This is a genomic window from Brevibacillus nigriterrae, assembly GCF_049846925.1.
GTDB lineage: Bacteria > Bacillota > Bacilli > Brevibacillales > Brevibacillaceae > Brevibacillus_H.
The window spans coordinates 38,031-63,582 of the sequence record NZ_JBNCMT010000014.1 but is presented as its reverse complement, the minus strand read 5'-3'; the positions used below and the strand labels follow the sequence as shown (position 1 = coordinate 63,582).

Genomic DNA, 25,552 nt, shown 5'->3' with positions numbered 1-25,552 from the left:
GATAATGTTATAACTGATATTATACAAAATTATCGGACTATTACACCCTCCTTGCGAAAAAAGTAGGAAGCGATCCAGATCGCAGCACCTACGTAGAGGGCAGATGACCCTGCAGCCATGAGAAAATGACCAAGCAGCAAATCTCCGTAAAAAATCTCCTTGAAGATGGCCGCCCCGTTGAAAACAGGCAGTAAGTAATAAAAAACCGGAATATCCACTGGATTGACTGGCATCAACATGTAAGATGGTACGACGGCAAGGATTGCTATTGGTGTCATATACGTCTGTGCTTCTTTAAAGGACCTCGCAAAGGAACTGATCGACAGTTCCAATCCGGCAAACATTGCTGACAAAAGCATTATCATCAGGAACAGGACACCCACCGATAGAGGCTGCAGAAATCCAAGAGACAGCTTCGCCTCCGCAGCACCGAATCCAGCAGTGGAAAGTACAATCGACAAGCTGACGAGCGAAGCCGATGCGCTGATGATGCTCATAATCATCGTTGTCAGCAGCTTGGCAAACAGGATACTGCCCCCTGCCACTGGCGAACTGACGAGTGACTCCAATGTTCCTCTCTCCCGCTCACCTGCCACGAGATCAGTAGCGGCTGGAATCCCTCCTGAAGCTAGTGAAAGCATGAGCATCAATGGAATGATCGTGGCGAGTATACTGCCAGACATTTTTTCTTCACTTGCCACACTTGTCATCTGGGTCTTGAGTGGTTGAATTGCCTCCGTTGACAATCCGACAGATGTCAAGCGCTTTGCGACAATCTCAGATTCGTATTTCTCAATCACGTCTTCAATGACTCCAAGCGCATATTCCGATTTTTGATTGGAAGGGTCGTACCAGATGGGGATATTGACTGATTGCTTGGAGGTGATGGATGACTCCAGATTTTGCGGAATCTCGATGATCGCCCGAATCTCCGCTGCTTGAAGTGCCAGCTCTGGATTCTCCGCTGTGATGCTTTTGGCATTCGGGATAGACAGCAATCGCTTGGCTAACGGGTGGCTCACATCCCCCTTGATCATGATCGGAACATACGCCTTCGCTTCCTTTTCAACGTTCTGAATACTGGAACCCAACAGGAAAAAGACGAGCGGAATGACAAACAGTGGGATGACAAAAGCACCAATCCATGTCTTGCGATCCCGGAGCAGGTCGATGCATTCTTTGCGAAAAATGATGCTGATGTGCTTTCCGTTCACGCTCTTCCACCTCCTACTACCTGCATGAAGATTTCGTCCAGATCATTGCTTGCATAGGCTTGTTTCAGAGCAGGCAGAGTTCCCTCAAAACGTTGTTTGCCTTTATGTATGATAACCACTCGGTGGCACAGCTTTTCTACCTCTCCCATATTGTGGCTGGAGAAGAGGATTGTTTTTCCTGAGTCACGCAAATGCTGAATCAGTGTGCGAAATACCTGCGCTGCCGTCACGTCCAGCCCCGTGGTCGGCTCATCGAACAAAATCACCTGCGGATCGTGTACCAACGCACGGGCAATGGCTACCTTTTGTTTCATTCCTCGTGAAAAAGCGCCAACACGCCGTTCCAGATATTCTTCCATTCCAAGCGTTTGGCCAAGCTCATCCACTCTTGCCTGTAATGATTTTTGCGACATATCGTACAGTCTGCCAAAGTACTCAATGTTCTCTCTCGCTGTCAATCTGGCGTACAGTCCTACATCTCCACCAAACAACAAGCCTACCTGCCTGCGAACCTGCATCGGGTCCTTGCGTACAGAAAATCCATTGATTCGTATTTCCCCGTCTGTCGGTACAAGCAATGTGGCCATCATTCGCATGGTTGTCGTCTTTCCTGCTCCGTTCTCTCCCAACAACCCCAGCACTTCCCCCGGTTTCACATCAAATGAAAGCTGATCAACGGCAAGGAACGAGCCAAAGCGCTTGGAAACTCTATTCAGCTCAATCACGGCAATCAGACCCTCCTTCCATTTTATTCATACTTTATGCTACGACCAGGGAAGCTGGTTGGTTTCGAAAAAGAAGCGAAAGGACCTCCCACATCACCAGGAGATCCTTTTCATTTACTTAGTTGGCTGACAGCTTCGCTCAAGCTCCCGATCGATAATGTCCTGTAACCAGTGGGATATATTGGGATGCGGAAGATATGTTTTGCCATTATACGTATAGGATAACCCTTCCAAGCGGGATGGAATCACTCGTTTGGTGAAATACCCTTCACTTAAGAAAAGAGGTACAACAATGGTTTGGTTCTTTCTGGATAAAGCCTGAGTTCGGGAGCGCAGATTGTCAGGATGAAGCGTCCCATAGCTGACACCCTTGAAACCAAACCGTTCTCTCAGCGATACGGCCATGCTTTGCATCACACGTTCCCACTTAGCATGATTTTCTCCTTCATCTGCTCCGTGTCCAACCAAGAGTAGTGTCTCCTGAGCCGGGTTTGCCGAGAGCTCTCGAATCCGCTGTTCCAGTATCTCTATGATAAGTGGATGATCGTCCATGGGTGGACAGTAGATTATTTCTGCCTTTGTCGCTATTGCCTCAATGCCTTCATCTGTCATTGCTTCGTTCATCTGGTAGACACCCAGTAAACATCCAATCTCATCAATATGTGTACTGCCGGAAGCAACGAACAGTGGTATCGCAACAATGCGTTCTACACCTTGTTGCTCTAACTCCCGAATACCGTCTTCAATCAGTCTTCCTTCCACCATCTCCAAGAAACATGTGGCGACTGGAGCGTCTGTCTTCAACTCTTGAACTGCCTGATCCACCATTTCTACCCAAGAGGGGTTGCTGGAACCATGCCCGATGACTAGTATTCCGGTTTTTCTCATGTTCGTTCCTCACTTACTTTCCTTGTTGATATCGGTATTATAACCCAACTTGTTTTCCTCTTCCTATTTTTTCACTTCATTGTCATATCTGGCAAGTGGACACGACAGTTTGACCTCTATTCCGCTTCTTCTGGAACCGATAGACCAAGTCCCTCAGCGATTCGCTTGCCATAATCAGGATCCGCTTTATAGAAGTGCTGGATTTGACGTAGCTTGATTTCTTCCTTGGAAACAGGCTTCATCGATGCCACGATATTTTGAACCAAACGAGTACGCTCATCCTCTGACAGCAAACGATACAGGTCACCCGCCTGCGTATAGTGATCATGATGATCATACGCCACACTGCCGGTCTCACCAGTTACAGGGTAAGGAGCTTGCTTGTTTTCTGGTGATTCTTTCGGCCCTCCGAAGCTGTTTGGTTCGTAGTAGACAGAGCCACCGCCATTGTTGTCAAAGCGCATTTGACCATCCCGTTGGTAGTGATTTGCCCCTGATAGCGGACGATTGATCGGCAAATGGTTATGGTTTACACCGACACGATAACGATGGGCATCGGCATAAGCGAAAAGGCGTCCTTGCAACATTTTATCCGGTGAAGGCTCAATGCCTGGCACGAAATTACCTGGGGAGAAAGTCGCCTGCTCCACTTCAGCGAAATAGTTTTCTGGATTGCGATTCAGCACCATGCGTCCCACTTCGATCAATGGGTAATTCTTTTGCGACCATACCTTTGTCACATCGAATGGGTCAAAGCGATACGTATCGGCATCTTCCAGTGGCATGATTTGTACATACAGCTTCCAGGACGGGAAGTCTCCTTTTTCAATGGAATTGAACAGATCTTCTGTATGATAATCAGGATTTTCACCCGCAAGCTGGGCTGCGACTTCATTGGACAGGTTTTTGATGCCTTGCTCGGTCTTGAAGTGATATTTCACCCAAACACCTTCGCCCACTGCGTTCACCCATTTGAATGTATGGCTGCCAAATCCATGCATGTGACGATAGGTCGCAGGAATCCCACGGTCAGACATAAGAATCGTCACCTGATGCAGTGCTTCCGGTGACAGGGACCAGAAATCCCAAACGGCTGTCGGGTTTTTCAGATGTGTCTTTGGATCACGCTTTTGTGTGTGAATAAAGTCAGGAAACTTGATCGCATCACGAATGAAGAATACTGGTGTGTTGTTGCCCACCAAATCGTAATTGCCTTCCTCCGTGTAGAACTTCACCGCAAATCCACGGGGGTCACGAACGGTATCGGCGGATCCAAGTTCACCTGCTACTGTAGAAAAGCGAATAAACATCGGTGTTTGCTTGCCTACTTCAGACAAGAACTTTGCTTTTGTATATTTGGAAAGATCATTGGTGACTTCAAAATACCCATGTGCACCTGCTCCTTTGGCATGGACGACACGCTCTGGAACACGCTCTCTGTTGAAGTGAGCCAATTTTTCTAATAGATGAACATCTTGAATCAAGGTTGGTCCACGGGAACCTGCTGTTATGGAGTTTTGATTATCTCCGACGGGAGCACCCCAACTGGTTGTTAACTTGTTTTTATCTGTACTCATGGAACACATCACCTCATAAGATTTAGTAAGAACATTGTCATAATTCTATAATAACAACTATAATTTTAAAATCAATACTAAATTATAATTATTATAATAAAACACTTGTTCTAATTATATCCTGTGAGTTTTTCCATGACTCTATTGATAAATGCCTTTATGCAAAAGCCCTTGTGCTAGGACACAAGGGCAAGTTTAGTAGCATATTTCTCTTTAAACGCTTGCACGGAAAAGCCTTCAAACAGTTGGAGGAAATGCTTTGTGTCGTTGTAATAATGGCGGCTTTCCTTACTATTCGGGTACTTCTCCAAATAAAGCAGAGCAACGATCTTGTATAGAGGAATCTCTTCCTTTTCATGATCGTAAATTCCTTGCTCAGCTAAAACAGTTTGAAAGTAGCGAACATATGTAACGGTCAATGTTTTGGTTTCTTTGCCCTCCTGGTAGGTTACTACTGATTCATCAAACGTATCAGATGGTGAACCACCTTTACCCGCTGGAAGACTTCCTCCCTCAACAGATAGAATATTCATTTATACGGTCACTCCTTATTTCTTATTTACACGTTAATTATAGTATATAGTTCATGGTCGATAAAGACTGTAGTACCCCTGCAAAATTAGATATGTTTCTAGTATGACCATTATTCGAGTAATCCGCCCCTGACCTCTGACCTTTCTTTGCTGGCACAAAAATGCACCCCCTAAAGTTTTCATCGGTAACCGTAGAGGTTTTCCCAATGTCTACCTTAAGGGGTGCATATCATTTTATGACAAAGCGACTTTGTGTTTTTACGTTACTGCTTATTTGCTTTTACTTCAAATTGAGTAGTGGCGATCAATTCTACGGGAAGAGGCGTACTCCACACAACTTCGTATGTTCCAGGCTCCAGGTCATCAGGAAGCTGGAGTGTCGGATTTGTCCAAAAACTATATCCACTTTCCTCCAACACAATCTCATCCCCCTTTTTCAGCTGGATTTTCGGTTCGATGAGCTGCCAACTTATTTTTTCGTACTCCTTCTTCTGGATATCATAGTATGCTAACTCCCACTCATGATCGCCCTTATTCGTTAGCACCAGTGGAAGGTCGAGATCCTTCAGAGGAGCATCCACTTGGACATTGCCATTTGTTACTTTATTGCCATACTGATCTGAGACGTTAACGGAAAACTCTGCATTATCGCCTGGTGCATACTCTTGTTGTTGTGCGCTAACCTTGGCTGAAAGCTTACCACCCACTTTCAGACGGTAACCATCTTTCGATTTGCGCGACTTGGCATCCATGACAGTGATTACCTGACCTTGATCAACAGTGACTGACTGTACAACTTGAAATTCCTTTTGATCTGCAGGCACGTAAACCGACTGAGACTCATCTGCCTTCAGCAGGAACATCATGTTACCTTTTTCTGATGTAATCTGCAAGCTGGTGCCAATAAGCCAATCGGTATTGGCAGGTTTGCTTCCTTCAATCTGTACTTTGATTAACTTATTGTAATCCGGTTCCACCTGTATTTCAGTAGAATCAGGTGAGATGATTAATTCTTTTGATTGAGCAAACGGTTTATCTCCACTATTTCGCATCACTAACGAATAGTAGGTCCCTTGATCAAGCCATAATTCCCCAGTAAATTCAGGAGTAAATTCTCTTAAAAATTGATCACCCTCCGTTATCTTGCGAGAGAGGATCACTGAATCATCTTTTTCTTCCCAGTTGATCTGAACTTTATTTGGACGGTGTGGTGCCTGTGATAGATCCAGTGTAGAATGTCCCCCTGGGAAAGGCATCTCATGGTCAAAGAAAACATATCCTTTATCTTTAGTGAAGCCAAAGATCGTGATCCGGCATGGTTTGCCGGGGACCAACTGCGGAAATTCCAAAACGGGATTTTTCCCTCCGGTTATCACCATGATGATACCCATGTGCGCCAGTTTTTCTCCTGTCTCTGGATCACTTACGATTAAATCTGCATCTTCGAACACCTGCCCGTTCGGGTCAAGAACAGTAACCTTTGGAACAGACTGGACGAATTCAATATCACAAATTTTTACTCGTGGAACAGCTATCGGAAGCGGCACTTTAGAGAGGTCCACATTTACTTGATAGATTCCATCGATGAGCGTAGAATCATTGGGTATTTCGCTTCCGTATGCAAATTTCCAGCGGGTAACCTCATTTCCTTTGCTGTCTGTGAGGTATGTTTCGGGACCGTCAAAATAGAATGGATTCGTCTCTGGATCTCCTTGAACAAAACCATTGTCTACAGTCAAGAATTGAGAAGTCAACTCTTTATCAGATGCAGGCGGAGTAAGCACATGCTGTGCAGAGAGCGATTCCCAATCTGAAGCGTTCATCCAATAGATCGAATTGATGTACGTATCTTCTGATAACTTGAAATCTACCGGAATGTAAAGATACCCTCCTCCTGTTACCTTCTGATGCTCATATTCCCTGTATTCAATGACTGGCGGTTTTGAGAGATCGACCGTTCGATTTCGAGTAGTATCCAAATTTAATGCGTTAACTCCGTAGAGCCATACCTTGTCCTTTGTTTTCTGCTGGAGCAGCAGGATAAGTTCTCCGCTCTCTTCTTTGGTTACAAAGACGCTGCCGCTTTTACGAATCGGTAAATAAGGCGCCTGCATCCATTGATAGGCAATCATCATACTGTCTGCCCATTCTGGTAACTTAAAGTCAATTTTTGAAGCATCATTTAAATCGAAAGTTATTTTTCCATTCTGTTTCGTAATCTCGACCTTCTGGTTTAGCAAGAAGTGGTATTGATTACCTACAGATCCTTGCAGTTCGACCTCATAGGTGCCTGGGGCAAGACGGGGTAAGACGACTTGTCCATCTTTAATTTCCACTTGATAATTCACATATGCTGGAAGAAACCTATTTTCGTCAGATACTGCATTTAAATAAAGCGTTGCCTCAAGATCATTGTTCCCTATCAGCGATTTTCCGTTTTTCATCAATTCGATTTGGACGGGGTGAGTCTGGCCAAAGTCAATTGTCAAAGAAGTAGTTTTTGATGTAACAGGATAGAATTGCAGGTAATTCTCGCCAGTTACATCATCTTTGTAAGTAGCATACAGACCGTATGTCTCTCCTGGCAAAAGGGTTAATTTGGGCAAGAATGTTTGCCCCTGATCATTTACATAACCTTGATAAATTGGGGAACGTTGATTCTTTTTGAACAACATTAACATCGTTCCTTTTGCAGGTTCACCTGACGGCTTCGTAGCGCTAATACCCAAGCCTTGTTTTTCCTGGTCGCGAATAACGACTATCCATTCCCTGGCATCACCAATCGGTTTGCTTGACATCTGATCAAATGCTTCGATGATCAGGCTGGTTCGTCCCGATTGAAGCAAGTTCGTATCCCACGTCACAGTTGCTCTTTTGTTCTCCACCTGCGCCGTTCCCAGCAGTTTGCCCTCTTTTGTGGAGAGACGAACCTGTCGCACGGAATCATCGAAAATTACTAGGTTCATAGTAACCTTGCCGAAAACTTGGCTGCCAAAGGCTGGTGATTCTACCTGCAAAGGCACATTTTGCTGAGCCAGGATCGCTTGATTCACATCCAGCAACCCATGTCCTGTCGTGGCGTCAAATCCAGATGATCCGATATCACGAGCAGAGGTTTCCAGCGCATTACGAATCTCTTCTGTACCCCAATCTGGGTGGGTCAATTTGACTAAAGCGGCTGCAGCGCTAACGAACGGAGTCGCCATTGACGTTCCGTTATATTGCTCGTATTGGTCATCAAGAACAGTACTGAGAATCTGCTCGCCTGGAGCAGCCAGATCGACGGCAGATCCATAATTGCTAAACGAAGAAGGTTTGATTTTCTCATTAACAGCAGCAACGGTCAAACACTCGCTGAAGCCCGCAGGGAAGTAATTGTCAGTATTGGTGTTAGCATTGCCTGCTGCGACGACAACAAGGATTCCCTGATCAGTTGCTTTTTTGATCGTTTGCCGCAATAACTGGCTATATCCCCTGCCACCAAGGCTCAGGTTAATCACATCTACCTTCGCTTCGATCGCACGCTCGATCCCTGAGGCAACAGTAAGTGATGTACCCCCTTGTTTCCCCAAAGCTCGAATCGGTAAAATCTTGACCGGTGATTCACCAGATACACCCGCAATTCCTTTGCCGTTGTTCGTATCGGCAGCGATTATTCCGGCAACATGTGTACCGTGACCAACATCATCAGTAAAATCAGGACTATTTTCCAGCGTACTGTAGCCGGGGATGTACCGGTTTTTCAGATCGGGATGGCCTAGGTCAATCCCCGTGTCAATAACCGCTACGGTAACAGACTCTTTCATTTCGCCGTTCCAGTTACGAATTGTATCCCATGCTTGCAGTGCCGAAACCTGTTCTAGCCCCCATTGCTGGCCTATCTTGGGATCGTTTGGTTTGGAAGTGACATCCGTCGTATAGTAACGATAGTTCGGTTCTACAAATGCTACCTCTGGATCTTTCTCCAATTCCTTTTTCAGTTCAGTTAACTGATCGTCATTGCCTTTTACCAATAATGTCTGTCCGCTGTTTTGAACTTCAGTCCGTTCGAATTCCTGCAATTTGTTGAGTGCTTGGGAAGAGAGCTTGGCGTAGGGCTTGGACTGTTTGAATTGAACAATCCATTCACCTTCCACTCGATCTGCTTGAGTCTTTTCTTGCGACGAAGCAGTCTCTCCCGTTTGCGCCAGGACGGCAGGTGAGAACATCGCTGTTAACAAAGGAAGCACTAACAGCGTTTTAAATAATTTGCTATGTAACAAAAATAAACACCTCCACTGGAAATATATGTATCCAATTATAATACGACTAAATTTTAGTAAATGTTACAAATAATTTACTATTAAAACAATCATTAAGATATCCTGTAAGATGGAGGCATCCTTAAACTTACAATTTATTACCCATACAAAAAAACGCCCCCGATTTCTCGGGAGCGTCCATACAATCAACACCAGTTTGTTATTATTCTTAGCCTACAATTTTTCGATGGCTTCCATCAGCAGCTTGTTTACTACTCCTGGATTCGCCTTCCCTTTGGTTTGCTTCATAATCTGACCCACGTAGAAGCCAAGCGCACGATCATTTCCTGCCTTGTAATCCTCAATTGGTTGTGGGTTGGCGGTCAGCAGATCATCGATGATGCGTTTCAGTTCACCCTCGTCACTGATCTGGACAAGCCCTTGCTCTTCAACGATTTTGGTTGGTTCTTTACCCGTTTCAATCATTTCCTTGAAGACGGTTTTGGCAATTTTGGTAGAAATGGTGCCTTGCTCAATCAGCTTAACCATTTCTCCCAGACCTTGCGGAGTAAGCTTGATGTCTTTCAATTCCTGATTATTGGCATTCAGGTAAGCGAACAATTCACCCATCAACCAGTTGGCAACTGCTTTCGGATCGGCACCTGTGGCTACTGCCTGATCAAAGAAATCAGCAGACTCCTTGGAAATGGTGATAACACCCGCATCCTGGCTAGAAAGACCATATTGAGTGGTGTAGCGTTCCTGACGTGCATCAGGAAGCTCCGGAATGGACTTCTTGACTGCTTCAATCCATTCTTCTGAAATATGCATCGTAACCAGATCAGGGTCTGGGAAATAACGATAGTCGTGCGCTTCTTCTTTGGAACGCATCACGATTGTTTTGCGCCCGCCCTCATCCCAACGACGAGTTTCTTGTGTAATTTTACCGCCAGCGAGAACCACTTGACGTTGGCGCTCTACTTCATATTCCAAACCGACTTGTACGTTGCGGAAAGAGTTCATGTTTTTCAATTCTGTCTTCGTGCCCAGTTCTTTTTGACCGACAGGGCGGATGGAGACGTTGGCATCACAACGAAGGGAGCCTTGCTCCATTTTTACGTCTGATACTTCTGTGTATTGAAGAATCGCCTTGAGCTTCTCCAGATATGCCTTCGCTTCTTCTGGTGAGCTGATATCTGGCTCCGATACGATCTCCACAAGTGGTACACCGACACGGTTGTAGTCTACCAGTGTGCCGCCGCCATAATCGGCGTGAGTCAATTTACCTGCATCCTCTTCCAGATGCAGACGGTTGATGCGAATCCGCTTCTTCTCCCCATTTACTTCGATGTCGATCCAACCGTTCACACCAATTGGTTTATCGAACTGGGAAATCTGATACGCTTTTGGCAAGTCAGGATAGAAGTAGTTTTTGCGGTCGAACTTGGTCTCACGGGAAATCTCGCAGTTCAATGCCATGGATGCTTTCATCGCAAATTCAACTGCTTGCTTGTTGGTTACAGGCAGTACTCCCGGATGACCCAGACAGATTGGACATGTATGTGTATTAGGCGGTGCACCGAATTCTGTCGGACATCCACAAAAGATTTTTGTGTTCGTCGAAAGCTCAGCGTGCACTTCTAAGCCGATTACTGTTTCAAATTTCGTCATGGTTATCCCCCCTTACAATCCCGGTTTCCGCGTGTGGAAATCATTCGCTTGCTCGTATGCGTGTGCTACACGAAGAATGGTAGCCTCATCAAATGCTTTACCGACAATCTGTAAGCCAATTGGCAGTCCATTCGAAGAGTAACCACACGGAACACTGATCGCAGGCAAGCCAGCCAGGTTGACCGGAACCGTACAAATATCCTCCAGGTACATTTTCACTGGATCATCAATCTTCTCGCCCAGTTTGAATGCAGTCGTTGGAGTTGTTGGATGGATAATCACGTCGAATTTCGCAAAAACCTCTTGGAAATCACGAATGATCAAGGTGCGAACCTGTTGTGCTTTTTTGTAGTACGCATCGTAGTAGCCAGAAGAAAGGGCATATGTTCCCAGCATAATGCGACGCTTCACTTCTGAGCCGAAGCCTTGGCTGCGTGTCTCTTTATACAACTGAATCAAGTTTTCATCATTATCCGCACGCACACCATAGCGAACACCGTCAAAGCGGGCCAAGTTCGAAGATGCTTCCGAAGATGCAAGGAGATAGTAAGCAGGTACAGCATACTCGGTATGAGGCATCGATACCTCACTCCAGGTAGCACCCATGCTTTCCAATTGCTTCAAAGCTGCCAGGGTAGCATTGCGAATTTCTGGATCAATACCTTCCCCGAGAAGCTCTTTTGGTACCCCGATGCGAAGTCCTTTGACATCACCTGTCAATGCGGAGAGATAGTCAGGCACTTCAACATTCGCAGAAGTAGAGTCGAACTCATCGTAGCCTGAAATCGCCTGAAGTACGTAAGCGGAATCCTCAACATTTTTAGTTAACGGACCAATTTGATCAAGAGACGAAGCAAATGCAACCAAGCCAAATCGGGATACACGTCCATAGGTTGGTTTCAACCCGACAACGCCACAAAACGCTGCAGGCTGACGGATCGAGCCGCCAGTATCAGAGCCCAACGTGAAAAAGAACTCGTCAGCAGCCATCGCCGCAGCAGAGCCACCGCTTGATCCACCTGGGACATAGTCAAGGTTCCACGGGTTGCAAGCAGGGAAGAATCCGGAGTTTTCGTTGGAGCCACCCATTGCGAATTCATCCATGTTCAGTTTCGCTACGATGACAGAGTCAGCCGCTCTCAGCTTTTTGGTAACGGTAGAGTCATAAATCGGATCATACGTTGCGAGCAATTTGCTTGCGCAAGTGGACTTCATACCCTGTGTCACAATGTTATCCTTGAGACCAACAGGCAATCCAAACAATAGACCGAGTTCACTGTCCCCTTTGGCCAGTCGCTCGTCCAGTTGCTTTGCCTGACGAAGTGCATCTTCTTCATTTACGGCAAGGACTGATTTTACTTTTCCGTCTACTTGTGTAATACGAGACAATGAAGCTTGTACAAGATCAGTGACCGAAATTTCCTTCTTTCGCAAATCACTGTGTATCTCAGTTAATCGTTTGCTAAATAAAGACATGTACGTGTTCTCCCTTCTCCTTCAACCTTATTCGAACACTGCGGGAACCTTGAACTGGCCGTCTTCTTTGTCGGCCGCATTGCGGAGTGCATCCTCTCGTGAAACCGATGGACGAACCACATCTTCCCGCATGACGTTTTTCACGTCGATTGCATGACTAGTAGGAGGCACGTTCGATGTATCTAATTCATTTAATTTGGCAGCAAAGTCAAGGATCGCATTCAAATCCTTTGTATATCGCTCGGTTTCTTCCTCTGTTAACTGAAGTCGTGCCAGGTTGGCGACGTGTTCAACCTGTTCTCTAGTAATGGCACTCATTCTATACACCCCCAGCATCTAATATCCATAACTTTGATGATACTTGAAAAAAACAGCATTCGTCAATTTTACACAAGCCTGTCAATCAGCAAAATAAAATTGACCTGTAGCAAATTTTCGCTCAAGGTCAATTTTGTAACAGTATTTTATTCATTTTACACAGCGCATACATTTTTTGCACTTATAGCATTTTTGGCATCTGTATGCCAATTATTTTTGCACAGCAAGTTTTTGGCCCATTCGTAAGGTTGCACCTTCCCGAACCTGTGCAGTCCACTCAATCTGATCTTTCTCAAACAACAGGATTACGGTCGAGCCGAATTCGAACCAGCCGAGCTCATCCCCTTTGCTTACTTGGGGAGTACCGAGAATTTCCTCCGTAATTTGGCGGCCTCCACGAACATTCGTGGTCGCACGATTATAGGCAACCTTCACACTGCCGACAAACAATGCTCCTACCTTGATCACAGCTACACAGCCAAGCTGTTCATTTCGGATAAACGTAATGAGACGTTCATTACGTGCAAACAAGCTTTCGACGTTCTCTACACCCATCTGGTTAACCGGATACAGTCTCCCCGGCAGATAGGAGTATTTGGTCAGTGTTCCTTCTACAGGAGCATGTATCCGATGGTAATCACGTGGACTCAAATAGATCGTAATGAAAGAGCCGCCAACGAAGCGTTTGGCCGTATCTGGATCATTTCCAAGCAGTTCTGACACTTTGTAGTTTTTCCCTTTGGCTTGAATCAGTGTCCCTTCATGAATGTCACCCAATTGAGACACCGTTCCATCAACAGGACTGACAATGACTTTTTTGTCCGCATCAATCGGTCGAGCACCCGGTTTTAATCGGCGAATGAAGAAATCCTTGAGAGAACGGTATTCGTGAACCGGCTTTTCAACCTGTGATAAATCAATATTGTACATGCGAATATAATGGCGAATGGCGAGTCTGCTAAATCTTGTTGCCATAATTTTACCCATCGTGCGTGACATTGAGTTTTGCGGGAGTCGATGGATGATGCCACTGATCAAGCGTTTCTTCATAAAGCAACTCCTTGTTGTGCCTCGTTATTTCAGTGTCTTCTGCAATGTAGAAGACAATTCATTCAATACATGGATCTCTTCTGCAATCTCTGCAATCTTCTCACGCTGAGACTCTGCCGTTGCGAATACTTCTTCCAGGCTGGCTACCGATTCCTCGGTAATCGACGTAATGTTGGACATCTCATCAGCCACTTCACTGGAACGGCGTTTTACCTTATCCATACTGGTACGAACAGCTTCAACCGATAACATGAAGGACTCCATGCCGTGTTTGATTTTTTCCATGGAATTGGTCGTATTGGTCGCAATCTCCTGACCTTTAAATACGGATGCTTCGCCCTGTTGCATTTGTTTCACGGCATTTTGACTCTCTACACGGAGGGAATCAAGAATCGTCGTAATCTCTTGTGTTGCGTTCGCACTCTGCTCTGCCAGCTTACGCACTTCATCTGCTACTACTGCAAAGCCTTTGCCATGCTCACCCGCTCTTGCAGATTCAATAGCAGCATTGAGAGCAAGAAGGTTCGTCTGTGTTGCAATTTGATTGATTGCACTTACGATGCTTTCTACCTTTTCCGTACGTTCATTCAATTGATAGATGGTAGCAGAAGCGATTCGTACGGTATCTACAATATGATTCATTTGGGTAGACAATTCCTGCATCATCTCAATACCGTTGGTCAAACGGCGGTTATTTTTCTCCGCTTCATTTTTCATCGCCATAGATTGTTCATTTACTACTGTAATTTCACCGTCAATTGACTGAATTTCTTCTTCAATTTTGCAAGTCGAATTCGCTTGCGATTCCATACCTGAAGCTACTTCGCGGAAGGCGCTCATCATGTCGTCTGTATTGCGGCGAGTGACGTCAGCATTTGCATTTACATGGTTAGACGTTTCATCAAGGGATTTCGTAACATGTGTTACTTCTTCCAGCAGCATACTGATTTTGTGTTGCTTTTCTTCTGCGTCCTTGCGTGCATTCATCGCTTGTTTCAAGGTAGCTTGTCCGGACAAACACAAATACACCAAGCCAATACACATCAATACAATACTCACAATTTCCAGCTCAAGATTAGCCAGTGAATCAGAACCATCGAACAAATCATACATTTCGGTGAAATAGCCAGAAATATAGGAAACGACATACAGGGAGCCGGTAGTTACGATCAGCTTCCAGTCCAGATAGCAAGCTAGAATACCTAAACTCATGAACACCAAATAACTAATCTCTGCATGGTCTGTTGTATGGTTAAAGGATAAAGCATAGAACACCAGACCCAAAGCGACTGCATAACGATTAAACACGCTATCTTTCTTAATAAAATACCAAGGGGAAACGAGCAATGTAATGATAAGTCCGACAGAAACTGTGCTCCAGTACGAAACACCATAATAGTAGGCTATAACCCCGGCAATCCATAGATGATTCCATAAAATAAAGATCATGAAACCATCTTTGTTTGTTAATGTATTTCGGACCAGATTCATTAGTGAGTTAATCATCCAGCACTTCCTCCCCTGTACATGTCGAGAACCTGTTACCCTATGTATATTCCCGCTCTCTCTCTTTGCAAAACTCGAGCTTATACTACATTATCATACCAAAAAAGCAAGATGAATAGATAGAAAATGACAAAATCAAGAGTATATTTACTGAATATACCAGTTTAAATCATATATAGGAATAGTAATAATGAAACTGCTGAAAAAAACACACTGATAATATATAGAACCACTACTGTCTGCTTGGCAGTTAATCCTTTGGACATCAACCGATGATGCATGTGCCTTCGATCAGCTTGATACATTGGCTTGCCTGCCAACATCCGACTGACCATCACTTGCAAGGTATCCATCACGGGTAGACCCAAGGCAAGCACCGTAACCACCAAGGAAAGTAATGTGGCTCCTTTCATGACTCCCTCCAGTGAAATAAGTGCCAAACAAAGCCCAAGGAATGTTGCACCCGCATCACCCATGAACAACTGTGCCGGATAGAAATTAAAGCGCAAAAATGCCAACGTGCCGCCAACCAGTACAATGGCTATCATTGCAGTTAAATCCTGTTGTTTTACATAGGAGATAAAAAACATCGTCGTCGCTGAAAGTGTGACAACCCCGCCCGCCAACCCGTCTGCTCCATCCAGGAAGTTCACCATATTGATCAGCCCTACAATCCAGATGATCGTCGCAATAAGAGAGAGCCAAAGCGGAAATACAACAACATTTGGTTGGTCAGCAAACAGGGACAGATTCATTCCCTCGAAACGAATATCCATCACAAACGCCATCAGTGCAACGATCATTTGCACAATCAGCTTTGGAGAGACAGGAAATTCGAGTTGATTCGCCTTGAACCAATCATCTACCGTTCCTACACCTATCAATAATGCTCCCCCGAATAGCAGCATCCAAACCAGGGGCTCGTCACCTGCAAGCAAGAGAAGAATCAGTCCAATCCCGGCATACATCGCGATTCCGCCCGATAATGGCATAGGGCGCCCATGTGCTTTTCGTCCCGTAGGCATGTCCAGTAATCGAACCTTCCAGGCAAATTTCTTTGCTACCGGAATGAGTATGTACACCAGAAAAAATGAGGACAACAATCCAATGAGGTATAAATACAAGCGCCCACCCCCTAAGTCAGATCTTCTTACTAGTTTGGGCTAGATGAGGGGGATGTAAACGAACAAGAAAAGTTGATAGCAAAATAATAAAAAAATGAAATTTTTGATATTGATCAAAGTTTCAAAAGAAACCTCCATGATATATTGGCATCGTCAACCCCAGACATTGGGGAATTTTATCTTGGAGGTAAAAAAAATGAAGTTACCAACCAACTCAAAAAAATTTGGGAAATGGGCTTTGCTATCACTACCGGCTGTTGTATTAACAGCAGCACTATTGCTTCCTGAAGGAAAGGCGTCCGCTCATTGTGATGCAGTTGATGGCCCTGTCGTAACAGCTGCAAAGAAAGCACTGGACACAGGCAATGTAAATTACGCTCTTCCCTTCGTATTTAAAGATGGCGAAGGTGAAGTGAAAGCGGCATTTGAGAAAACGATGAAAGCCCGCAAAGAAGGGCCACAAGTGAAGGAACTGGTTGACAACTGGTTTTACGAAACGGTAGTACGTGTCCACCGTCTGGGAGAAGGAGCCGATTTTACCGGCTTGAAACCTGCGGGGATGGATTATGGACCTGCTCTAGAAGCTGCTGAACAGGCGATTACAAAGGGGTCTACCGATCACGTGAAGGAATTGCTTTTACAAACGCTCGAAAAAGAAATCGATCATCGCTTTATGGAGGTAATGGAAAAAAGAAAGCTGGCCTCACTAAATGATGTCGATGCGTCAAGAGAATACGCAGAAGCCTCGCTTTTATTCCAAAAATATATTTATCAGATCTACAGTGATGCAACGGCAGCACCTGCACACGGAGAAGGTGGCGAAGGGGAAAAAAGTAATCATGCCGACGCAGCCCCGGTTCAAAATAGTCATGGACACTAATTCTTTCTAAAAACATCGTGTTGCTTCGCCCCCTACGGTACGCCCTGGGGGATGAAGCTGTTAGAACTAGGAAGATATGATCCGGCGCAGACTGTCTTGATCCAGAATGAGAATACGTCGTTGCCCGATCAGTTTGATCCAGCCTTGCTCCTGAAAAGCGGATAATTTCCTGCTTAATGATTCCTGAGTGGTTCCTATAAGTGAGGCCAGATCCCCTTTGCTAATCGATAATGTAATATCAACACCGTTTTCAGTTTCACCGGTATGTTTGGCAGCTAGCTGTAACAGGATACCTGCTACACGTTGCTCGACATCATGCAGCCCGAACTGTTCGATGACGTTTTCTAGTCGTTCGAATCTCTGCGTGTATTCCTCCAGAATTTTTAATGCAATATTCGGAGCTTTCAGCACCAGTTGCTTGATTTCCTGACCACGAACGAGACATACTACTGTTTTTTCTAGTGCCTCAGCCATATTTTTGGATGGAGATTGACCAAATAAAGAAAGCTCTCCGGTAAAATCTCCTGGTTCCAGAATCCGCAGTATTTGTTCTTTCCCTGATGCAGAAATTCTTGATATCTTGACCTTCCCTTTATAGACGATAAATAAATCCTCAGAAATTTCCCCCGGAGAAAAAATAATATCTCCTTTGCCAAACTTTCGACTGATCGCAACCTTCAGCACCTCATCTATTTCCTTGTCTGTTAACTGGCTGAAAATCGGTACACTTTCAATACAGCCCTTTTTTCCGATCAGCTTGTTAAAAAAACGATGGACTACGATATGGGGGTCCCGTTTCATCCTGCAAACCTCCTATGCTACTTCCAGACCACGAGCATCTTACTTACCTTTTTGTATCATTTTTTCATAGGAAAAGCCATTCCCCCGAACCCGAGAGAATGGCTTGATTTGTTTTTATTTCGTTGAGGGTTCTGATTAGAGAAGCTCAGAAACCAGTTTCGCTTGTGTGAAGAGCAACAAGTAGTCTGGGCCACCTGCTTTGGAGTCAGTACCGGACATGTTGAATCCACCAAATGGATGAACACCAACAAGCGCACCAGTACATTTGCGGTTGAGGTACAGGTTACCTACGAAGAACTCGTTGCGTGCTCTTTCGAGTTTCTCACGGCTACGAGCAAATACGGAACCAGTTAATCCGTATTCTGTGTTGTTACCAATTTCCAACGCATGATCGAAGTCTTTTGCTTTGCAGAAAGCAACAACTGGTCCGAAGATCTCTTCTTGCATGAGACGAGCATCTGGTGCAACGTCAGCAATTACAGTTGGCATGATGAAGTATCCTTGCTCTGGACCTTTCTCGCCGCCAGCCATCAATTTACCTTCAGTTTTACCGATCTCAATGTACTCAAGGATTTTGTTATATGCTTTCGCATCAACAACAGGACCTGTGTAGAACTCAGGGTTAACAACATCGCCCACTGTCAATTCTTTAGTCAATTCTACTACACGGTTCAACACTTGATCGTACACGTCTTGGTGAACGATTGCACGGGAGCAAGCAGAGCATTTTTGTCCGGAGAAACCGAATGCAGATGCTACGATTGCTTGTGCTGCTGCTTCCAAATCGCAGTCATTGTCAACAATAATGGAATCTTTACCACCCATCTCAGCGATCAGGCGTTTGATCCATTTTTGGCCTTTTTTAGGTTTCGCAGCCAATTCGTTGATGCGAAGACCTACATCGCGGGAACCTGTGAAGCTGATGAAACGAGTCAATGGATGCTCAACGAGGTAGTCACCCACTTCAGCACCGCTACCAGGTACGAAGTTAACTACACCAGCAGGAAGACCAGCATCTTCAAGGATTTCCATGAATTTCGCTGCAATTACTGGAGTTGTAGAAGCTGGTTTCAATACAACTGTGTTACCAGCAACAAGTGCTGCAGTTGTCATACCAACCATGATTGCCAATGGGAAGTTCCAAGGCGGGATTACGATACCTACACCAAGACCAACATAGTACAATTCGTTGTCCTCAGTAGGAATGCGAGTCAATGGATGACGATCAGCAAGCTTCTCCATTTGACGGCCATAGTATTCCATGAAGTCAATTGCTTCTGCTGTGTCAGCATCTGCTTCTGGCCAGCTTTTTCCAGCTTCTTTTACAAGATAAGCCGAGAATTCATGCTTGCGACGACGCATGATTGCTGCTGCTTTATAAAGAATGCGAGCACGAGCGCTAGGGTTTACATCTTTCCAAGTTTGGAATGTAGCAAAAGCAGTTTGGATTGCTTTTTCAGCCAACTCTTGAGTTGCTTGAGATACTACACCCACCACTTGCTCTTTATTGGAAGGGTTAATGGATTTCGATTTCTTTTCTGTTCTGATGCGCTCGCCACCGATGATGATATCGTATTCACGACCCATTTCACCCTCAACTTTTGCAAGAGCTGCTTCAAAGGCTTGCTTATTCTCAGGTAATCTAAAATTAACAAACGGTTCATTCTTGAATTCTACTTGCACGAATTTCGCCTCCTATTTCCTTCTGCTGATTCGCAAATTTATAAATGCAAGGATCGTACCAACTATTCCACAAAAAACTCAATCCTAGTGTTACCGTTCCTTCGACATTCCATCCGATCGAAGTAGTTATGTGCCTTTAAACACATGTGTCCAAAAATGACTAATCTTGAACATTTGAACACATGTGTCAAAGCTAGTTTATCTACGGTAGATATGCATATACCCTTCACCCTCAGACGGTCGAACATAGATCGCCAACGGCTGGCTGATTGACTGAACATAGAGATTTAAATGCACCTTCTTGTCAAACAGTTGGTTGATCAGTGCTGCCGTATACTGGGTGAATTGCAGAACCTCTGTCCTCGAATCATACTCTGCGGTAGCTGTAATGGACAGCTCAATCAGTTGTCCATCCATGAATCGGCCTACTCCAGTTAACCCGATATATTCCCCGAAAAAGGCCTGTGTTTTCTTCATCAGGTTCTCGTATTGCAGCGATATTTGCGGGTATGCCTTATAAACCTCGTCGCTAGGGAACAAGAAGTACTCTTCTTCAATTGCTTGCCACTTCGACACACTGCTCTCTGTCGCATTTACCGTTCCTGTCAGGATAAAGCGACCTGGAATCAGTGTAGAGGTTTTCTTTGGCACTTGATACAGCGCAACGACCATCGGTATTTGCGGAGCTTCTGCTCGAACCTTTGTAACAATATGTGCCGCCAACTGCTGTCCTTTAGTTCTCAATTCCTGTACAGAATACTCTTTATCCTGACCGGAGGCATCCTTGTATCTCGGAGACAGCGTTAATCCAAGAACGATACCTGACAGTTTTTTTGTGTCTTTATCCAGATAGTCATGCTCGAGTACATGGACCAGCAAGTTGCCGCCCTTTTCAGGATTGAGTCCGGCAGGATTTTCACTAGGCGCAGATAGCCATGCTTCTACCTGATCAGCAGAAATAACTTGTCCTTCCTGGAAAAAGTAATTCTCTTCCTCAAATGTCTCTCTCGCAATCTCCAATAATCCCAATTCAAGATGTCCAAAATCAATCCGGTAATTCTTGAGCTTGCTTAACATTCCACGTGTCTTGTTCTCTTTGTAAGGAAAAAGTCCATTGAAATAGTTTTCGCTCACTTCAACTACCGGAGAGATGGAAGGAGTTGCAGGCTCGGGTGTATTCTCCTTGCCTGGAAAGAAAGAGCATGCAGATACGAGAAGTGCGACAATGCATATCAATGTTACTACTTTTAGTTTGGAGTACATAGGTACCATTTTTCTAAACTCCTTTGGATAATAAAAAGGTTCTCATGAGTCCACCATTTGAGCCACCAGTTTGTATTTGTATCCGAACGCTTTTTCAAATCTGGGCTGAAACTCGTTTGCTTCCTTCAGTTCCAGATCGATGTCAGGGCTGGTGGTCATGGCAGTAATTTGTATTTCCTTGTTTTGCAGCTTGCATGTGACATCGACGATATCTTTGGACAGCGCCCGATCAAACGCTCTTGCCATCAAGAGCAAAATACTTAGTTTTGTAATTGTCTCTTCGTCCTCCGGCTTCAAAATCATCAGATACGGCTGGACCATTTCTCGCATCTTTTTCTTGTTTTTGAAAGAAGCAAGCATTGCCACCAGAAGACGCTCCCGATGAGTGAGTCCTGCAAACTTGGAGTGCAGGAGAACATAAAAGGTATGCTTGTGCCACTCGTAATAACTGACTGCTACCCCTACATCGTGCAGATAGGCAGCAATCAAAAGCAGTTGTTTTTCTCGTTCGCCCCAATTGTGAAGAGAGCGTAGTTCATCAAACAGACGAACAGCCAGAAAGGCAACATGACGGGAGTGATTGATGTCAACGTTATACACCTGCATCATATTAACAACATCACTCATCGTGACTTCTACTCCACTTCGGTAGTCCTTGTCCCCGTAATAATACTCAAAAAAGAGTCCTTCCCTCAGTCCGTTTCCACTGATTAGAAGAGAGGGGGCATGAGATGTTTCCATCAAGGTTTGGACAATGAGTCCGCCAGCAAGAATGATATCCGCCCTGTCTTTGGATAATCCAGGCAAGCTCTGTAATTCTTGCACGGATAAAGAAGCGATATGATTGATCGTCTGGTCAACCTGCTCCTTACTCATTTCATAGTGATGAGCACTTTCCAGCGGATACCCGATCAGATGACGATGAATTCGGGCGATATTTCGGACAGTTCCACCCAATCCGATCAGTGGTACACCCAAGCCTCCCTGAATCCAGCTCAGTTCCAAAAACATATTGCGAAGATATTGCTTCAGTTGATTTGCATCATCACGAAAACGTTCGGTAAGGGTAATCGCACCGAACGGCAAACTTACACTGTGTTGCAGTTCACGGTTTGTAAAGAAGGTGACTTCTGAACTCCCCCCGCCTATATCCAATGTAAGGCCCTGTTCAATTGCAAAACTGTTGATGATACCCAAGAAACCGTAATACCCTTCTTCATGTCCGGTCAGTACGCGAAAGCGAAGCCCTGTTTCTTGCTCTACCATGCTTAAAAACTCTCGCTGGTTTTTTGCTTGACGTACTGCAGCCGTTGTTATGGGAATAATCGTTGTGACATTACGGGAGCGACAAATTTTCATAAACCTGGTCAATGTCGCGAGTGCACGCTTCATTGCCTGGGGCTTCAACATCAATTCCGCTCCCATTTTTTCACTGAGACGCACCGTTTCCTTTGTATCGTCAATCAGGTGATACATTTCTTCTGCCACTTGAAAAATGACCATGCGGATGGAGTTTGAACCCATATCAATCACAGCAATTTTATCCACAGATGGCCACTCCTTCATTTTGACTGATTTCAGTGTGCAGGGGAGAATTATTCCCATTTAATCCATTCATTGTTTTGCAATGTATAAAGCGAAGCAGACTCGCCCACAGCCACTAACGGATAAGAAGCTGGGCCTGCTGACAGCAGCATCGCTTGCTCAGGAAGTTGCTGCTCCATCATTTCCCATTGATTATCCTGCTTCATCATCACACCTTTATCCGATGCCAGATAAATAATCCGATTCTCTCGATCAACGGAAAAAGAATATAACTGAGTAGCATCAGGAATCGCTTCCTGATTCCACTGACCATTCTGCTCATAGATTAGCCCATCTTGTGTCAACATGTACAGTCTGGACTCTGACTGATCGTAATCCATAGCATAAACGTCAGAGGTGACTGTTGAGAATTTACCCCAACTTCTTCCTCCATCAGCAGATTGGAAGACCCCTTCATTTTCTATATATGCATATAAAATAATTTGTTCATTCTCCCGAACCCCGGTGACACAACGAATATTCAGTACTTGCGGCAAACCTTTTGTGCTTTCCCTCCAGGTCTTCCCTCCATCATCGGAGTACTGGCTCACACGATTTCCACCGACGTAAAGCCATTTTGGATTCTCAGGATCGGTAAACCATCCGCTAATATCCTTTTTTTCCAATCCAGAAGAAAAGATCGACCACAGATTACCGCTCGCTGAAGCATATAATCCAGCGTGTGTTCCAAGCAGGATCCTCGATTCTTTCGGAGACACAGAAACAAAGTGAATTTGTTCCCCCTTCTGGAGCACGTCTTGGAACGTCAAGTCTCCAGGTATTTGAGCTGCCTGTACAGCAGAAGAATGCCCCTCGGCCTTGTTCACCGCAGCTTGATCTGCCGGTTCACATCCGACAAGCAAGGCAGCCAGTAGTCCACTAATGATTCCGATATGCTTTAGGACGCGTTTTTTCATGCATCAATCATCCTTTCCGTAGAGGAAATTCTAACTTCTTACGGAGATGTCGATAAGTCGATTAGTTTTAAGAAGCCTGCTTCATCAAGTACTTCAATGCCTAATTTCTCTGCTTTTTCCAGCTTGGAACCAGCCTTTTCTCCGGCAATAACCAAATCCGTTTTCTTGCTAACGCTGCTGGTTACTTTGCCACCGAGCGAAGCAATTTTTTCCTCTGCTTCTTGTCTGGATAATGCAGCAAGTGTACCTGTCAGTACAACCGTCTTGCCTGTGAACGGCAACCCTTCTGTCTGATCGGTCCGAACGCCTTTATACTCCATGTTCACGCCTGCTTGCTGCAAGCGATCAATCAGAACATGCACCTGCGGCATAGCGAAATAGGCAAGTATACTGTCTGCCATCTTCGGCCCGATCTCATCAATGGAAGTGAGTTCTTCAAATGTGGCTTCCTTGATTTGGTTCAAATGACCAAAGTGTTCAGCCAGTGTACGGGCTGCCTTTGCCCCTACCAGGCGGATTCCCAAACCAAACAGGAGTTTTTCAACGGAGTTCAGCTTGCTGTTTTCAATTGCCTCCAGCATATTATCGACTGACTTCTCTCCCATTCGCTCCAGTTGTAGTAACTGGTCACGTTTTTCATGCAAGTAATACAGATCTGCAACACTTGCAAGCAACCCTTCTGAGAAAAGCTGCGCGACTACTTTTTCACCAAGTCCATCAATGTTCATCGCCACTCTCGAAACGAAATGGCTCATCCCTTCACGGATCTGGGCTGGACACTCCGGATTGATACAACGAAGTGCTACTTCATCATCCAAGCGTACCAGTTCGCTGTTACACTCAGGGCAATGCGTTGGCATGTGGAATGGTCGCTCAGTCCCTGTTCTGCGGTCTGCCAGTACTTCTTCGATTTTTGGAATGATGTCCCCGGCTTTTTTGACCACGACATGATCCCCGAGCATCAGCCCTTTTTCACGAATAATCTCTTCGTTGTGCAAGGAAGCCCGCTTCACTGTCGTTCCCGCCAGACTGACCGGTTTGAGGATCGCAGTCGGTGTGACAACCCCTGTGCGTCCTACACTCAGCTCAATATCCTCGAGAATCGTAATGGCTTCTTCCGCAGGGAATTTATACGCTGTTGCCCAACGTGGACTCTTGGCTGTGAAACCAAGCTCCTGTTGCTGAGCGTAGCTGTCAACCTTGATTACCATACCGTCAATCTCATACGGGAGATTCGGCCGCTTCTCTACCCAACTGTTGACAAATGTGATGACTTCCTCAATATTGTCAAAAACACGCCATTCCGGATTCACTTTAAACCCGAGCGAAGCCAGCAAGGTAAGCCCCTCACTGTGTGAAGCAAGCTCCCCACCGCTGATTTCACCAATCCCATAGATATACGTATCTAGTGAGCGACTGGATGCAATCTTTGGGTCGAGTTGACGCAGAGAACCTGCTGCCGAGTTGCGCGGATTCGCAAACAAAGCTTCTCCACGTTCTTCACGTTCCTTGTTCAGCTTCTCGAAAGCACGCTTGGGCATAAACGCCTCTCCACGTACTTCAAGCGAAAGTGGACGTTCCAGGCGAAGCGGGACCGAACGAATGGTTTTCAGATTTTGCGTAATATCTTCTCCAATCTGACCATCTCCCCGCGTAGCTCCTGTGACGAACATCCCGTCTTCGTAACGCAGCGAAACAGCTAGACCGTCAATTTTCAACTCACAGACATAACGTACTTCCTCTTTGCCGACACCTTGACGTACACGACGGTCGAAATCACGCAAATCCTCTTCACCAAACGCATTTCCCAAACTAAGCATTGGCGTCCGATGTTCTACCTTTTCAAAGTGTGGAAGCGCTGAACCGCCCACTCGTTGCGTAGGAGAATCAGGTGTAACCAGATCAGGAAAAAGGTCCTCAAGCCCCTGCAATTCACGCATGAGCTGATCCCACTCCTGGTCGCTAATCTCTGGTTTATCTTCTATATAGTAAAGACGGTTATGTCGCTCAATTTGTTTCCTCAGTTCACTGATGCGTTTCTCAGCATCCAACCGTTCCATTCCCGATCATCCTTTCAACTTACTAAACTTGCTATGTCCGC

Annotated in this window: 19 protein-coding genes; 1 reads left to right on the top strand and 18 read right to left on the bottom strand. The window is 45.2% G+C overall.

All coding sequences use genetic code 11. The features are described from left to right. Positions 1-29 precede the first annotated feature (29 nt). The 12 genes from ACPW7N_RS12260 to ACPW7N_RS12205 all read right to left on the bottom strand — a co-directional run bounded on the left by ACPW7N_RS12260 (position 30) and on the right by ACPW7N_RS12205 (position 16,323). Positions 30-1,214, bottom strand: coding sequence for an ABC transporter permease (locus ACPW7N_RS12260; RefSeq protein WP_425651376.1), 1,185 nt, complete (start codon positions 1,212-1,214; stop codon positions 30-32). After that, a complete protein-coding gene (locus ACPW7N_RS12255) occupies positions 1,211-1,939 on the bottom strand; it encodes an ABC transporter ATP-binding protein (protein WP_425651375.1) in 729 nt (242 codons plus the stop codon). Before ACPW7N_RS12255 ends, ACPW7N_RS12260 begins: the two co-directional genes overlap by 4 nt. Positions 1,940-2,053: 114 nt before the next feature. Continuing rightward, the gene (locus ACPW7N_RS12250; protein WP_425651374.1) at positions 2,054-2,827 is read right to left on the bottom strand and encodes a sirohydrochlorin chelatase; all 774 of its coding nucleotides are present in this window, start codon (positions 2,825-2,827) and stop codon (positions 2,054-2,056) included. Between the two features lie 116 nt (positions 2,828-2,943). Next, positions 2,944-4,404, bottom strand: coding sequence for a catalase KatA (gene katA, locus ACPW7N_RS12245; RefSeq protein WP_425651373.1), 1,461 nt, complete (start codon positions 4,402-4,404; stop codon positions 2,944-2,946). Between the two features lie 176 nt (positions 4,405-4,580). Beyond that, on the bottom strand, positions 4,581-4,937 hold the full coding sequence (locus ACPW7N_RS12240) for a hypothetical protein (RefSeq protein WP_425651372.1): 357 nt from the start codon (positions 4,935-4,937) through the stop codon (positions 4,581-4,583). A 263-nt stretch (positions 4,938-5,200) separates the two neighbouring features. Next, entirely contained in the window at positions 5,201-9,199 is a 3,999-nt protein-coding gene (locus ACPW7N_RS12235; RefSeq protein ID WP_425651371.1) for a S8 family peptidase, read from the bottom strand. A 213-nt stretch (positions 9,200-9,412) separates the two neighbouring features. Next, a complete protein-coding gene (gatB, locus tag ACPW7N_RS12230; RefSeq protein ID WP_425651370.1) occupies positions 9,413-10,849 on the bottom strand; it encodes an Asp-tRNA(Asn)/Glu-tRNA(Gln) amidotransferase subunit GatB in 1,437 nt (478 codons plus the stop codon). Between the two features lie 12 nt (positions 10,850-10,861). After that, positions 10,862-12,325: an Asp-tRNA(Asn)/Glu-tRNA(Gln) amidotransferase subunit GatA gene (gene gatA / locus ACPW7N_RS12225; RefSeq protein WP_425651369.1), complete on the bottom strand. Its 1,464-nt coding sequence runs from the start codon at positions 12,323-12,325 to the stop codon at positions 10,862-10,864. A gap of 27 nt (positions 12,326-12,352) precedes the next feature. Then, positions 12,353-12,643, bottom strand: a complete 291-nt coding sequence (gene gatC, locus ACPW7N_RS12220; RefSeq protein ID WP_425651368.1) for an Asp-tRNA(Asn)/Glu-tRNA(Gln) amidotransferase subunit GatC — start codon at positions 12,641-12,643, stop codon at positions 12,353-12,355. Between the two features lie 210 nt (positions 12,644-12,853). Beyond that, positions 12,854-13,693, bottom strand: coding sequence for an archaetidylserine decarboxylase (gene asd / locus ACPW7N_RS12215; RefSeq protein WP_425651367.1), 840 nt, complete (start codon positions 13,691-13,693; stop codon positions 12,854-12,856). Between the two features lie 24 nt (positions 13,694-13,717). After that, positions 13,718-15,199 carry a methyl-accepting chemotaxis protein gene (locus ACPW7N_RS12210; RefSeq protein ID WP_425651366.1) on the bottom strand — a complete coding sequence of 494 codons (1,482 nt, stop codon included), beginning with the start codon at positions 15,197-15,199 and terminating at the stop codon, positions 13,718-13,720. A gap of 164 nt (positions 15,200-15,363) precedes the next feature. Continuing rightward, positions 15,364-16,323, bottom strand: a complete 960-nt coding sequence (locus ACPW7N_RS12205; RefSeq protein WP_425651365.1) for an MraY family glycosyltransferase — start codon at positions 16,321-16,323, stop codon at positions 15,364-15,366. A 196-nt stretch (positions 16,324-16,519) separates the two neighbouring features. Here ACPW7N_RS12205 and ACPW7N_RS12200 point away from each other — a divergent pair, with 196 nt between their 5' ends. Then, positions 16,520-17,203 carry a DUF6448 family protein gene (locus ACPW7N_RS12200; protein WP_425651364.1) on the top strand — a complete coding sequence of 228 codons (684 nt, stop codon included), beginning with the start codon at positions 16,520-16,522 and terminating at the stop codon, positions 17,201-17,203. Positions 17,204-17,269: 66 nt separating this feature from the next. Here the strand turns inward: ACPW7N_RS12200 and ACPW7N_RS12195 are convergent, their stop codons facing one another. The 6 genes from ACPW7N_RS12195 to ligA all read right to left on the bottom strand — a co-directional run bounded on the left by ACPW7N_RS12195 (position 17,270) and on the right by ligA (position 25,511). Next, on the bottom strand, positions 17,270-18,004 hold the full coding sequence (locus ACPW7N_RS12195; protein WP_425651363.1) for a Crp/Fnr family transcriptional regulator: 735 nt from the start codon (positions 18,002-18,004) through the stop codon (positions 17,270-17,272). A 135-nt stretch (positions 18,005-18,139) separates the two neighbouring features. Next, entirely contained in the window at positions 18,140-19,687 is a 1,548-nt protein-coding gene (gene pruA, locus ACPW7N_RS12190) for an L-glutamate gamma-semialdehyde dehydrogenase (protein ID WP_425651362.1), read from the bottom strand. A 198-nt stretch (positions 19,688-19,885) separates the two neighbouring features. Beyond that, positions 19,886-20,959, bottom strand: a complete 1,074-nt coding sequence (locus ACPW7N_RS12185) for a CamS family sex pheromone protein (RefSeq protein ID WP_425651361.1) — start codon at positions 20,957-20,959, stop codon at positions 19,886-19,888. Between the two features lie 33 nt (positions 20,960-20,992). Continuing rightward, complete coding sequence (locus ACPW7N_RS12180; RefSeq protein ID WP_425651360.1) at positions 20,993-22,498, bottom strand: Ppx/GppA phosphatase family protein; 1,506 nt, start codon at positions 22,496-22,498, stop codon at positions 20,993-20,995. A gap of 47 nt (positions 22,499-22,545) precedes the next feature. Continuing rightward, a complete protein-coding gene (locus tag ACPW7N_RS12175; RefSeq protein WP_425651359.1) occupies positions 22,546-23,451 on the bottom strand; it encodes a WD40/YVTN/BNR-like repeat-containing protein in 906 nt (301 codons plus the stop codon). 38 nt (positions 23,452-23,489) lie between these two features. Then, positions 23,490-25,511 carry an NAD-dependent DNA ligase LigA gene (gene ligA, locus ACPW7N_RS12170; protein WP_425651358.1) on the bottom strand — a complete coding sequence of 674 codons (2,022 nt, stop codon included), beginning with the start codon at positions 25,509-25,511 and terminating at the stop codon, positions 23,490-23,492. Positions 25,512-25,552: the final 41 nt, after the last annotated feature.

Coding starts and splice junctions, on each gene's coding strand:
- ACPW7N_RS12175 (WP_425651359.1), bottom strand. CDS start 23,451: ATGAAAAAACGCGTCCTAAAGCATATCGGAATCATTAGTGGACTACTG.
- asd (WP_425651367.1), bottom strand. CDS start 13,693: ATGAAGAAACGCTTGATCAGTGGCATCATCCATCGACTCCCGCAAAAC.
- katA (WP_425651373.1), bottom strand. CDS start 4,404: ATGAGTACAGATAAAAACAAGTTAACAACCAGTTGGGGTGCTCCCGTC.
- gatA (WP_425651369.1), bottom strand. CDS start 12,325: ATGTCTTTATTTAGCAAACGATTAACTGAGATACACAGTGATTTGCGA.
- ACPW7N_RS12250 (WP_425651374.1), bottom strand. CDS start 2,827: ATGAGAAAAACCGGAATACTAGTCATCGGGCATGGTTCCAGCAACCCC.
- ligA (WP_425651358.1), bottom strand. CDS start 25,511: ATGGAACGGTTGGATGCTGAGAAACGCATCAGTGAACTGAGGAAACAA.
- ACPW7N_RS12210 (WP_425651366.1), bottom strand. CDS start 15,199: ATGATTAACTCACTAATGAATCTGGTCCGAAATACATTAACAAACAAA.
- ACPW7N_RS12200 (WP_425651364.1), top strand. CDS start 16,520: ATGAAGTTACCAACCAACTCAAAAAAATTTGGGAAATGGGCTTTGCTA.
- gatC (WP_425651368.1), bottom strand. CDS start 12,643: ATGAGTGCCATTACTAGAGAACAGGTTGAACACGTCGCCAACCTGGCA.
- ACPW7N_RS12240 (WP_425651372.1), bottom strand. CDS start 4,937: ATGAATATTCTATCTGTTGAGGGAGGAAGTCTTCCAGCGGGTAAAGGT.
- ACPW7N_RS12185 (WP_425651361.1), bottom strand. CDS start 20,959: ATGGTACCTATGTACTCCAAACTAAAAGTAGTAACATTGATATGCATT.
- ACPW7N_RS12195 (WP_425651363.1), bottom strand. CDS start 18,004: ATGAAACGGGACCCCCATATCGTAGTCCATCGTTTTTTTAACAAGCTG.
- gatB (WP_425651370.1), bottom strand. CDS start 10,849: ATGACGAAATTTGAAACAGTAATCGGCTTAGAAGTGCACGCTGAGCTT.